We start from the raw sequence: 12221 nt of genomic DNA on the forward strand, positions 1-12221 counted from the left end.
TATCGCTCAGCTCGCGGTGGAACAGCATCGTTCCGCATTCGTCACATTTGGTCCATAAATTCTCCGGGATCTCCCTGCGGGAGAACAGGGAATTGATCTTGGGGCGGACGTAGTTGGAAATCCAGTTCATGGGGGCCCTTCGCGCTCAGTTCTTGGTCAGATAACCAGTGTGAGCGAAGTTTGCAATTCACTGTCGCCTGTTACGTGTGCATGCAGACAGAACAGGCCTAGGTGTGGGGGTGTTTTCGGTTCGCCTGTGTCCACATCGGGTGGGCCACTGGGTCCTTGGTCGTTAGCAGATATTTGGCAAAGACATCGCGGTAAGAGCGAAAGGTGTAGCCGCCGTTGCGGGCCAAAAAACGCTCTCGGCGGCTGTTGAACACCGCAGGCAGTTGGTGCCATGGGATGCCGGGGTGAGCGTGGTGCACTGCGTGGTAGTTGTTGTTCAAGAACAATAGCGCGAGGGGGCCGCGATCTTCGATAATGACGGACCGTCCGGCTGCGCGTTCATGGGCTTGATGCTCTAGATAGGTTCGGATTTTCAGCAGGGACATCGCGCCGTATGCGGCCAGCACATAGGCCCAGAGCGGCAGTGATGTGCCCCAAAGCACCCAAGCCAACGGGATAGCTGCGCCGATCATGTGCAACCCGTAGGAGGCCCAGATCCGGCGATTGCCGTCCAACATCGCCCGCAGGTCGCTGGTGTAGAACGGCACAAGGCCAAGGATCGGCCCGATCAACATCCGCCCGATGAGCGTGTTGTTGAACAGCGCTAGCTTTTGGCGCCATGCCGGCAGGGCGTTCCAGTGGATGATGTCTATGTAGTTGGTTTCAGGGTCATCGTAGGGGTCTGTCAGGTTGGGGTCGTAGTGATGGGCTAGGTGGGTGTCCTTGAACCGCAGATAAGGGATGAACAGCCCCAGCGCAGGAAAAACGGTCGCATCGCTGAGCGTCTGGTTGCCAAACGGGTGGCCGTGCAGGACCTCATGCTGGAGGGAGGAATGCAGTCCGATGGTTGCAGCCAACGCGGCTATGATGAGCCATAGCGGTAGGGACGTGGCGGCCAGTGTGAGCCCGGCAAAAGTTGCGTACACGGTAATCAATAGGGCCAAAGTGGGGGCCTCGTCGCGCAACGTCATGGTGCTACCTATCCTCGTCCAGGGGCTATGTGGGGGTCGCGCGGGCCTGTTTTGACTGCGTGCCGCTTTGGCGCGGCTGCACAGGTTCGGCGCGACTGAGCGAGTTATGCTGGAATTTGACGATCGCGCAACCAAAAGTTGCGAAAGACCAGGCTTAGGTCCGCGAAGTTGTGACCCTGATCGCGACCCGCAGCACGGCCCAGAGTGAGAGGGTAACTGCCATATCGCGCGCAATCAGTGGCAGCAGCGTTGCGGTGTCAGCCGCGGTGAAGGGGGTTGTGTAAAGCGCGAGGCCCGATAGCGGCCCATCCAGCGCCACAATAAGCAACGCGAAGGCGTTGTTGGCAAAGTGGAACCCCCAAGCCACGCCAATGTTCCCCGTCACTCGGGTCAGGTCCGCGGCCAAAAGCCCAAACAAACCTGTCGCGGCCACCGTGAGCCACGCTATGCTGGCGTCCGCGCTGGCGTTGAAATGCAGCAGGCCAAAGATCGCGCTGGGCAGGACGGCCCAGATCAGCGGGGACCTAAATCGCGCGGCCAACTGCTGTTGGAGATATCCGCGAAACAAGATTTCCTCTGCGCCGGTTTGAATGAGCAACCCCACCAAAGCGAGTGGCAAAAACATCAGCCAAACAGAGGTCGCGACGTTTGGGACCGGTATGTAGCCCGGATCAATCAACAGGATCGACAATCCGATGATCGCGCCGACCACCCCTGCGCCAAGCCCAAAGCTGCGCAGCACACCGCGCCATGGCCCGAACACTGTGGCGGCGGCGCGTTTGTGCAGGACTTTGGCCGCGATCATCGGGCCAATCGCCATGCCACTAAAGGTGGCCAATACCAACAAAACGGCGCCGGGGGTGTTGCCCGCCGTCAACCGCGCCGACCATATGACCATCGCGTCAAAACCCGCGCTGGCCCAGATCACGCCCAGCAGGGCCAGAATACCGCCAAAATAGACGGCAATGATCAGCATTATCCCCACCAGCAACCGCCAAAGGTGTGGGTGGCTTTGGGCGGGCGCCACAAAGCGCGCGTGCGGGCTATTTGGGTGGGTAAGGTCGGTCATAGGTGTCAGATAAGCGATCAATCCCGGTGCGGCAATCGCGCTTGTTTGTCCGAACCTTGGCGGGTATTGCTTCGCCCAAGAGTATGTGAGGAGAGACCCGATGACCAACCGTCCGGTGGATAAAACCAACCTTCCCAGCCGCCACGTGACCGAAGGCCCGCAACGCGCGCCGCATCGCTCATATTTTTATGCGATGGGATTGGATGAAAAAGAAATCCACCAGCCTTGGGTTGGCGTCGCCACCTGCTGGAACGAAGCAGCACCTTGTAACATCGCGCTGAACCGTCAGGCACAGGCCGTTAAGATCGGTGTCAAAAAAGCCGAAGGCACGCCGCGCGAGTTCACTACGATCACCGTGACCGACGGTATCGCGATGGGCCACGAAGGCATGCGGTCGTCGCTCGCGTCGCGCGATGCGATTGCTGACACGGTTGAACTGACAATGCGCGGCCACTGCTATGACGCGATTGTGGGTCTGGCTGGTTGTGACAAATCCCTGCCGGGGATGATGATGGCGATGGTGCGTTTGAACACGCCTTCGGTCTTTATCTACGGTGGTTCGATCCTTCCGGGTCGGCTAGAGGGCAAAGACGTGACCGTCCAGGATGTGTTTGAGGCCGTTGGTAAGCACCAAGCGGGCAACCTCAGCGATGCTGAGTTGGAAGTTCTGGAACGTGTGGCGTGTCCTTCGGCAGGCGCATGTGGTGGCCAGTTTACCGCCAACACTATGGCCTGTGTGTCTGAGGCGATTGGCCTTGCGCTCATGAACTCTTCCGGCGCGCCAGCCCCGTACGAGAGCCGTGATGAATACGGCGTCGCATCGGGCATTGCCGTGATGAACCTGATTGAGAAAAACATCCGCGCGCGTGATGTTGTGACCCGGAAGTCGCTGGAAAACGCGGCGCGTGTTGTGGCCTGTACCGGTGGTTCCACGAACGCTGGTCTGCACTTGCCCGCGATCGCACATGAAGCAGGCATCGACTTTGACCTGATGGATGTGTGTGAGATTTTCCGCGACACGCCCTACTTTGTCGACCTGAAACCCGGTGGGCAATACGTCGCCAAAGACCTGTATGAAGCTGGTGGCGTGCCTGTTGTGTTGAAGGAACTGCGCAAAGCGGGTCTGATGCACGAAGATTGCATGACTGCGACTGGCTTTTCCATGGGTGAGGAATTGGACAAGATCACCCGCGAAGCTGATGGCCGCGTGATCTATCCAGTTGAAAAGCCGCTGACGGCTTCTGGTGGTGTTGTGGGCTTGCAGGGCAACCTTGCGCCCGAAGGCGCCATCGTAAAGGTCGCAGGGATCGCGCCCGAGGACCAAGTCTTTACCGGCCCTGCACACGTGTTCGAATGCGAAGAAGATGCGTTTGCCGCCGTGAAAGCGCGTGAATACGAAATGGGCGAAGTGTTTGTCATCCGCAACGAAGGCCCCGCTGGCGGACCCGGTATGCGTGAAATGCTGGCCACAACGGCGGCTCTGTCGGGGCAGGGTGTTGGCAAAGAGATCGCGCTGATCACCGATGGTCGGTTCTCGGGCGCGACACGTGGGTTCTGTGTGGGTCACGTCGGCCCCGAGGCTGCGCATTGCGGCCCGATCGGGCTGTTGAAAGACGGCGACATGATTACGATCAACGCCATCACCGGTGAATTGTCGGTCGACTTGACCGACGAGGAACTGGCAGCACGCAAGGCTGCATGGACAGGTCCGCGCAAAACGATCTACGCGTCCGGCGCTTTGTATAAATACGCAAAGCTCGTGGGTGGTGCTCGAAAAGGCGCGGTCACACACCCCGGTGCTGCTGAGGAAGAGCACATCTATATGGACCTGTAGGTCCGCAAGAACCTTGAAACGCCGCCCGGCACTGGCCATGGTGACCGCAGACAAGCGGTAAAAAACCGTGACAGTGCTGGGGCAAGGCATGAGTAGGTATCTTAAAACTGCGCTGTGTTTGAGCGCGTGTGTATTTGTGTCCGGGTGCGCGGATTTCTTGGCTGCTAGCCGAGGTATCCCTGTACAGATGCAAGTCACCGTCGCCGATGGCGCGGTTGTCGTGGCGGGGCCGCGCGGCTTTTGCGTTGATCCCAAAAGCACGCGAACAGTGGGAAATGTGCCCTTTGTGATGATGGGCAATTGTGCGGCTATCTCGGGCGATGGTCGCGCCCCGCAACCGGGGATCGAAGCGGTTCTGACCGCGACAGTCGCCACTTCAGACCCGAATTTCACATTTGATAGCAACGATCCCGCTTTGCCGATCTTTTTTGAGGGGGATGCTGGGCGGGCGGCGCTAAGCCGTGCAGGGGATCCGCGTACCGTTGACGTGATCGAGAGTTTTGCACGTGGGCCGGTGTTTTACGTTCATGCGCGCGATACAAGCCCTGCGCCGGTCGATAATATCGACGCAACCCATTGGCGCGCTCTCTTCGAGGTGAATGGGCGTGTGGTCTCCGCGTCGGTGTTGGATTTCAAGGGCAGCGCGCTTAGCCCTGAGCGGAGCCTGAGCGTGTTAACACGCTTTGCCAACCGTATCCGGACCCAAAGCGTGGGGCGTGGGTCGGATGTTCGCGCAACCGTTGCGCAAGGGGGGGCCACGCCTGCGGGCTTGGGGGCGCAGTTGCGGCCGCTGCCGCGTCCGGATGGGGGGAATGCGGTTGTGCAGGTTGCGCCGACCGCGAGCCGCCCTGTGGCGCGACCCACTACAGTCACCACCCCCCAAGCTACTCAGCCAGCCTTTCCACCGATTGGGTTTTTGCGTCGCCTGTTCGGGTGATCTGCTCGTTCTATCTGTTCTCATGACGCTGCGTTCGGGGTGACGGCTTTGCTGCCCTCTGACAGTCTGGTCCAAACCGGGGAGAGAGACACATGACCGCCTATCCGCATATGCTGGCACCGTTGGACTTGGGCTTTACCACGTTGAAAAATCGCGTGTTGATGGGGTCAATGCACACGGGGTTAGAGGAAACCAAGGATTGGCCCCGGGTCGCGCAATTCTATGCAGAACGTGCGCGGGGGCAGGCCGCGTTGATCGTGACGGGTGGTATGGCTCCGAATGCCGAGGGCGGTGTGTTTCCGGGCGCGGCGGGATTGTTCACGCCCGAGGATATTGCGAACCACAGAACTGTCACGGACGCCGTCCATGCAGAGGGCGGTAAGATCGCGATGCAAATTCTGCACGCAGGCCGCTATGCCTATAGCCCAAATTGCGTTGGGCCATCGCCGGTAAAATCGCCAATCTCACCCTTTGCCCCAACGGAGTTGGATGAGGCGGGGATTGAGAAACAGATCTCTGACATAGCGACCGCTGCTGCTCGGGCGCGCGAAGCAGGGTACGACGGGGTCGAGGTCATGGGCTCTGAGGGGTACTTCCTGAACCAGTTCCTTGTAACGCACACCAATCGTCGTACGGATCGCTGGGGTGGCAGCTATGAAAACCGGATGCGGTTGCCACTGGAAGTGCTGCGTCGGGTGCGTGCTGCGGTGGGCGACGATTTTATTGTGATCTATCGGCTCAGCATGATCGATCTGATACCAAACGGTTCCACCTGGGACGAGGTCGTGCAGCTTGCGCGTGCGGTTGAGAAATACGCCACCATTATTAATACGGGCATCGGCTGGCATGAAGCCCGCGTCCCGACCATTGCCACCTCAGTGCCCCGCCGTGCGTTTACTTGGGTGACGCAAAAGTTAATGGGCGAGGTTTCTATTCCTGTCATTACCTCTAACCGGATTAACTCACCGGAGGTGGCAGAGGGTGTTTTGGCCGACGGGTGCGCGGACATGGTATCTATGGCGCGACCGTTCCTTGCGGATGCGGATTTCGTGGCAAAAGCAATGGCAGGGCAGGCCGATGAGATCGCGCCCTGTATCGCTTGTAACCAAGCCTGTTTGGACCACACTTTCAGCGGGAAGATGTCTTCGTGTTTGGTTAATCCTCGCGCATGCCACGAAACGGAGATCGCGGTTGAGCCTGCCTCCGCGCCGCGGCGGATTGCCGTCGTCGGGGCAGGAGCCGCTGGCATGGCAGCGGCCATGACCGCGGCACAACGAGGCCACAGCGTAACGATTTTTGAAAAGTCTAACCGAATTGGTGGGCAATTGAACATGGCACGAGTCATTCCGGGCAAGGAAGAATTCCACGGATTGGTGGCATGGTTCGAGACAATGGCTGAGAGATTAAGTCTTGATCTGCGCCTTAATTCTGCCGCAAGTGTTGATGCGTTAACCCAATTTGATGAGGTTATTATCGCGACAGGTGTCACACCGCGCGATCCAGAGATCCCGGGGCAGGATGGTCCCAACGTTGTGACGTATATCGACGTTCTAGCGGGCGGTGCGCAGGTCGGTAAACGTGTGGCCGTTATCGGTGCCGGTGGCATTGGGTTCGACGTCGCGGAGTTTCTGACGCACGCGGGCGATAGTCCGACCGAAGTACCTACGCTTTGGCAAAAGGAATGGGGCGTGAGCGATCCGGCCCTTCACCGTGGGGGGGTTGCACCCGAAGGTCCGCAACCCAGTGCGCCCGCCCGGCAAGTCACTCTGTTGCAACGAAAAAGTGAGAGAATTGGCCGGCGATTGGGCAAGACGACAGGTTGGATCCATCGTGCAAGCCTTAAGATGAAACAGGTCAAAATGCTTGCCGGTGTCAGCTATGAGCGAATTGATGCACAGGGTGTTCATGTCCGCGTTGGTGATGATTTGCGGCTGATTGAGTCCGATACCATTGTGCTCTGTGCGGGGCAGGTGCCTGAGCGGTCTTTGGCTGAGGCTTTGACGGCAAAGGGTGTTGCGTGTCACGTAATCGGCGGAGCGGATGTAGCGGCTGAGTTGGACGCGAAACGGGCTATTGATCAAGGCACTCGACTGGCCGTCACGCTATGAGTTGTTAACCATTATATGGCAACAATGATCCTCTAGGCGCCATTAAGCATCCCTTAAAGAACCCTGTTAATGGCTCCGCAGCGGCACAGCTTCGCCCCAATTGGGGGGGATAACGAGGTCACTGCAACTCGTGTGTCTGAGGTGACAAATGGATCGTTTAACGGAAATGGAGGCCTTCGCGACAGTCGTCGATCAGGGAGGCTTCACAGATGCGGCCAAAAAGATGGGGATTTCAAAATCCGCAGTTTCAAAGCACGTCTCGTCACTGGAAACGCGTCTGGGCGCACGACTGTTAAACCGCACAACACGCAGGGTGAGCCCGACTGAAATCGGCCTAGCCTACTACGACCGTGCCCGCCGTGTCTTGAACGATGCGGGGGAGGCTGATGCACTGGTCACGGCCATGCAATCCGCGCCTTCGGGGCTGTTGCGGGTATCAGCGGCTACAGATTTCGGCGTTAACCATTTGTCGCCTGCCTTAGGTGGCTTCTTGCATGAGTTTCCGGACATCACGGTTAATATGGTCTTAAACAACCGCTACGTTGAGTTAATCTCCGAAGGGTTCGACTTGGCCGTCAGGATTGGTGAGCTGGAGGACAGCTCTCTTAGGGCGCGTAAGCTGGCCGATACGCACAAAATGATGATCGCCTCACCGAAGTATTTTGAGGAATATGGCCGACCTGAAAAGATCGACGATCTGAATGAGCATAAACTGCTACACTATTCAAACCAAGCCAGCGGGAATGTGTGGAAACTGACGGCCCCTTCGGGCGAAAAACGTCAGGTGCGATCCGCTGGATGGTTGACTGTAAATGACGGGCAGTCGCTGTTGAACGCGGCGATTAACGGCTTGGGCATCGCATTTCTGCCAAGCTTCCTCTATTCTGATGCGCTGCGCGAGGGCCTGTTAGAGCCAGCTATCAAAGACTTGCCTGTTGAGACGCATGGAATTTACGCTGTCTACCCGCCAGGCCGCTACACGCAGCCGAAAGTACGCGCCTTCATTGATTTTTTGGTAGAGCAGTTCAAGGACCGTGGGCCGGATGAATGGTAAGTCCCGACGCACGAAAAAATAGTTTCAACGGGTTGGAAATGTTCCAGCCCGTTTTTTGTTGCTCAGTTTAGTCGGCGGTCTTCGTTAGGATGACCTCAACGCGTCGGTTTTGGGCGCGGCCCTCGCGGGTCAGGTTGCTGGCGCGGGGGGCCAAAAAACCGATGCCGCGCGCGGCGACTTGGTCTTCGGACACGCCCAGTTTTGTGATTAGGTACTGACGCACGGCCTCGGCACGGGCCTCGGACAAGACAACATTGGGTTCCAAATCGCCCTCGGCGTCCGTGTGTCCAACCAACGCGACCGCGTCGCCCGGAGCGGCCGCCAGATGTTGGGCCAGTGCCTCCAGTGAGGTGAATTTTGTCGCCGCTAAGCTGGCGGACCCGGTGTCAAACACCACATCATCCAAGATCGCGACACCCTCTGCGCGTAATGTGGCACCAATGCCGGATGCGTCGATCCGTGTGGATTTGGTCACGGTCAGGGCAGGGGGCGCGGTCGCGCCGCCAATCACATCCATTTGCACCATATAGCCAGTGCCCGCGCGGCTAACCAAAAGGCTTAGAACTGCATCATCTGTGGCGTTCGTGGCTGTTAGGTAGTGAAAATCGCTTAGGTCGACGAACATGGTGGGCGCAGGCTCAACCTCAATCCCGAAGCGGAAGTCGTAGCCACCGCAGGATTGGGTGGCGCAGGAAAAGGCCACTTCAAACCCGTCGTTTTGGATCTGTTCACGAAATTGCGCCAATAGGGCTGTGCTGCTGGCATAGCTGTCCACGCCCCAAATCAATCGGGTGTGCGCCCCTTCACGCGAGGTGACGGGGACGGTGCCTTGTTCTACTGGCCCGATGGCCAGAGAGTGCACCGCAAGCGGCGATGTTTCACGGAAACGGATGTCGCCGGGCACCGCCAAGTCCAGCGCAAGTGCTGGTCCACCCAGCAAAAGGGCGGCGGCCAGAGGCCCGGCGCCTTTCACCGGGCTTGTCCGTGGTAGTCAGCGTTTGGCGTCATGGCCGTGGCCGATGCCACCCGGTTCGACATGTTGAAAAAGCCGGCCACGCCTGCAAGGTCCCAGATGTCGCGATCGCTGAGGCCCGCGTTGCGCAGGGCCGCGCGGTCGGGGTCTTCGATAGTCGCAGAGGCGCATGTCATCTTGACGGCGAAATCAAGCATGGCGCGTTGGCGTGGGGTGATGTCTGCCACGCGGTAGTTCATGACCAACGCCTCGCCCAGTTCGGGCTGGCCGGACAGCTGGCGCACCGCCGCTCCGTGCGCCACGAGGCAATAAAAGCATTTGTTCTCGGCGGAAACGACCACTGCGATCATCTCACGCTCTAGCTTGGACAGGCCGGATGGCGCGAGCATGAGATCGTTATAAAGTGCGGTGAATGCGTTTAGCTTTTCGATATCAAAGGCGTAGGCACGCAGCACATTTGGCACGAAGCCCAACTTTTCGACACAAATGTCGAAGTAGCGTTGCGTTTCGGCCGGCAGGTCAGCCTGCGGTAGATCAAGGGCGGTGGGTAGATCGGTTGGCGTCATCGGTCTCACTCTGGGGCGCGTCGGTAATGATAGTGTCCCACAAGCTGGCCGCCTTGGGAAGTATAGGCCGCGTTGGCAGGGGCATTGGCGCGGGTCGTGACCATGGAAATTTCATCTCCGCCATTTGCGGCGACCCAATGACACGCAGCGCGTAGGATCCATGCGGATACGCCTTGGCGGCGATGGGCAGAGGCCACTTCAACGGCGTGCATCATGGCTGTTTTGCCGTGTAGCCCGACATAGGCCACACCCGCCGCCCGGTCACCCGCACGGCCTAGAACGGTGGTTTTGGGGCAAGTCGCACGCTCCATTATGGTGCGGCGTGCGGGGCCGATGCCGCCGTTGTCCCACAGGTCATCCATAATCGCGACGCGGGGCCACATGGCAAAGGCTTTGGCGTAGGGCAGCGGCTCGGTGATCAGGGGGGCGATGGGCAGGGCGTAGATGACCGATGGGTCCTCAACGGTATAGCCACGCGCGGCGAGGGCTTCATCCAGGTGATCTTCACCGGATTTGATCATGAATAGGGGGCGCTGCTGAACCGCATGGGCCGCAGCGATGGCGCGATCAATATCCGCCTCGGCCCAGGGTTCAATGGCCGAGATAGAGGACACTCGGCTGCCTGCTCCTTTGGTCTGGCGCAGGCGCCATGGACCCTCGGTCACATAACGTTCCGCGGGCCATGTCGTATCGATGACATCAAAGTAGTCGGTCTTGGTCATGCAAGGGCCGTTTCGAGGGCTGACATCGCCGCATCAAGTGCCGCCTCATCCGGGCCGCGCAGCACAAGGTTTGCGCCATAGACGCCATCCTTCTGGAAGGGGTAGGACCCAAAGGAAATATCCGGGTATTGGGCCGCCACCGCGCCCAAGGGGCCCGCAAGATCGCCTTCGCCGCGCATCATCCGCAGCGTCCGCGACACAAGCGGCTGACCACCGGTCAGAGTGGGCAGAACGCTTTGCACCATCGCTTGGAACACGCTGGGCACACCGGCCATAACATGCACGTTTTCAAGAGTGAAACCGGGTGCCACCGAGACTGGATTGTCGATCAGCGTGGCGCCATCGGGGATGCGTGCCATGCGCAGGCGGGCGGCATTCAGCTCAGAACCTTGGCGATCATAGTGAGCCTGCAAAAGGGCACGGGCATCATCGCGAACATCCACATGGACACCAAACGCTGCACCGATGGCGTCGGCTGTAATATCATCATGGGTCGGCCCGATCCCGCCGGACGTGAACACATGGGTATAGTCGGCGCGCAGTGCGTTCAGGGCGCGAACAATGGCGGGTTGATCATCAGACACCACACGGACCTCTGTCAGGTCGATGCCATGGGCCGTCAATTGTCCCGCAAGGTGGTGCATATTGGCGTCACGTGTGCGCCCGGACAGAATTTCGTCGCCGATCACCAACATTGCGGCTGTTGGGTTTGCTGCGGATTGGGCCATGCTCGGGCCTCCCTTGTTGTCTGTTAAACAAGGGTATAGGGCGAGGCCATGGAGTTTGCCACGCCTTTGATCCGCGCCACGTTGCTGCGCCGTTACAATCGCTTTTTGTCCGATATCCGACTGCCGGACGGAACCGAGACGCGCGCCCATTGCCCCAATCCGGGTTCGATGATGGGCCTCAAGGATGCAGGCACCCCAATTTGGGTAGAGCCAAACGATGATCCCAAGAAAAAGCTCAAATACGGCTGGCGGCTGAGCGAATTGCCGGATGGCCAGATGGTTTGCATCGATACCTCTTTGCCGAACCGTGTGGTGGGCGAGGCATTGCATGGCCGGCAGGTGGTCGAATTGGCCGGCTACGGCCAAATCCGCGCAGAGGTGCCTTATGGCACGAAAAGCCGCGTGGATTTTTTCCTGTCAGAGGCCGCATTGCCCGATGTCTATGTCGAAGTGAAAAATGTGACCCTGTGCCGTGATGGCGATTGGGCGGAGTTTCCGGATTCCGTGACTTCGCGCGGTGCAAAACACTTGCGTGAATTGGCGGATGTGGCGGCTGCAGGGCACCGGGCAGTGATGCTATACCTCGTGCAGCGGACCGATTGTCGACGCTTACGTATGGCGGCGGACCTTGATCCGGCCTATGCAGCGGCATTCGATGCGGCGCGCGATGCAGGGGTTGAGATGTTGTGCTACGGCACCCAAATCTCAGCCAAAGGGATTTGGCTCAGCGACGCTTTGCCCGTTGAATTACACGACCCCGCCACTGGATAAATCGTCCCAAAAGGCGTAGTGAAAAGATGAAGTTGAAGGAGCATACCCGTGGATGACTACCGGGGCAGATTGACCAAAGATGGTATCCGTATCCATGAGGACGCGGATTTCGCTGGCATGCACGCGGCAGGCAAACTAGCCGCCCAAATTCTTGACGATATCGCCCCTTTGGTTGTGCCTGGCGTGACCACCGAGGCGCTTGATAAGGCGATCGAGGATCAGGTGAACGCGGCGGGGGCGACATCCGCCACCATTGGGTACAAAGGCTACAAACACGCCTCGTGCATTTCGATCAACCATGTGGTCTGTCATGGCATCCC

At 58.9% G+C, this 12221-nt stretch carries 12 protein-coding genes and 1 pseudogene; 6 read left to right on the top strand and 7 right to left on the bottom strand.

Annotation, left to right across the window (positions count from 1 at the left end; genetic code table 11):
• The 3 genes and pseudogenes from AC4GMC_RS14475 to AC4GMC_RS14485 all read right to left on the bottom strand — a co-directional run.
• Positions 1-130: pseudogene (locus AC4GMC_RS14475) on the bottom strand (acetyl-CoA carboxylase, carboxyltransferase subunit beta); the annotation flags it as partial.
• Between the two features lie 97 nt (positions 131-227).
• Positions 228-1139 carry a fatty acid desaturase gene (locus AC4GMC_RS14480; RefSeq protein WP_487878193.1) on the bottom strand — a complete coding sequence of 304 codons (912 nt, stop codon included), beginning with the start codon at positions 1137-1139 and terminating at the stop codon, positions 228-230.
• Positions 1140-1293: 154 nt separating this feature from the next.
• On the bottom strand, positions 1294-2115 hold the full coding sequence (locus AC4GMC_RS14485; RefSeq protein WP_487878192.1) for a CPBP family glutamic-type intramembrane protease: 822 nt from the start codon (positions 2113-2115) through the stop codon (positions 1294-1296).
• A 193-nt stretch (positions 2116-2308) separates the two neighbouring features.
• Here AC4GMC_RS14485 and ilvD point away from each other — a divergent pair, with 193 nt between their 5' ends.
• From ilvD to AC4GMC_RS14505, 4 genes are all read left to right on the top strand, one after another.
• Positions 2309-4042, top strand: coding sequence for a dihydroxy-acid dehydratase (ilvD, locus tag AC4GMC_RS14490; RefSeq protein ID WP_487878191.1), 1734 nt, complete (start codon positions 2309-2311; stop codon positions 4040-4042).
• A gap of 88 nt (positions 4043-4130) precedes the next feature.
• Positions 4131-4979, top strand: a complete 849-nt coding sequence (locus AC4GMC_RS14495; protein ID WP_487878190.1) for a hypothetical protein — start codon at positions 4131-4133, stop codon at positions 4977-4979.
• A 92-nt stretch (positions 4980-5071) separates the two neighbouring features.
• Positions 5072-7087, top strand: coding sequence for an NADPH-dependent 2,4-dienoyl-CoA reductase (locus AC4GMC_RS14500; protein WP_487878874.1), 2016 nt, complete (start codon positions 5072-5074; stop codon positions 7085-7087).
• Positions 7088-7235: 148 nt separating this feature from the next.
• Positions 7236-8141 (top strand): LysR family transcriptional regulator, encoded by a 906-nt coding sequence (locus AC4GMC_RS14505; protein ID WP_487876809.1) that lies wholly within the window; start codon positions 7236-7238, stop codon positions 8139-8141.
• Between the two features lie 67 nt (positions 8142-8208).
• Here AC4GMC_RS14505 and AC4GMC_RS14510 read toward each other — a convergent pair whose 3' ends face one another.
• Genes AC4GMC_RS14510 through AC4GMC_RS14525 form a run of 4 tightly spaced genes read right to left on the bottom strand, consistent with a single transcriptional unit; the run spans position 8209 to position 11130 of the window.
• Entirely contained in the window at positions 8209-9114 is a 906-nt protein-coding gene (locus AC4GMC_RS14510) for an OmpA family protein (RefSeq protein WP_487876810.1), read from the bottom strand.
• The gene (locus AC4GMC_RS14515) at positions 9111-9680 is read right to left on the bottom strand and encodes a peroxidase-related enzyme (protein ID WP_487876811.1); all 570 of its coding nucleotides are present in this window, start codon (positions 9678-9680) and stop codon (positions 9111-9113) included. Before AC4GMC_RS14515 ends, AC4GMC_RS14510 begins: the two co-directional genes overlap by 4 nt.
• Positions 9681-9685: 5 nt before the next feature.
• The gene (locus AC4GMC_RS14520; protein ID WP_487876812.1) at positions 9686-10402 is read right to left on the bottom strand and encodes a GNAT family N-acetyltransferase; all 717 of its coding nucleotides are present in this window, start codon (positions 10400-10402) and stop codon (positions 9686-9688) included.
• Positions 10399-11130 carry a competence/damage-inducible protein A gene (locus AC4GMC_RS14525; protein WP_487876813.1) on the bottom strand — a complete coding sequence of 244 codons (732 nt, stop codon included), beginning with the start codon at positions 11128-11130 and terminating at the stop codon, positions 10399-10401. Before AC4GMC_RS14525 ends, AC4GMC_RS14520 begins: the two co-directional genes overlap by 4 nt.
• A gap of 48 nt (positions 11131-11178) precedes the next feature.
• Here AC4GMC_RS14525 and sfsA point away from each other — a divergent pair, with 48 nt between their 5' ends.
• Both sfsA and AC4GMC_RS14535 read left to right on the top strand, forming a co-directional pair.
• Positions 11179-11901, top strand: coding sequence for a DNA/RNA nuclease SfsA (gene sfsA / locus AC4GMC_RS14530; protein WP_487876814.1), 723 nt, complete (start codon positions 11179-11181; stop codon positions 11899-11901).
• Positions 11902-11949: 48 nt separating this feature from the next.
• Positions 11950-12221 (top strand): M24 family metallopeptidase (locus AC4GMC_RS14535; protein ID WP_490391467.1); only part of this gene is annotated, 272 nt, incomplete at its 3' end.

It is taken from the genome of Thalassobacter sp. (assembly GCF_982993085.1).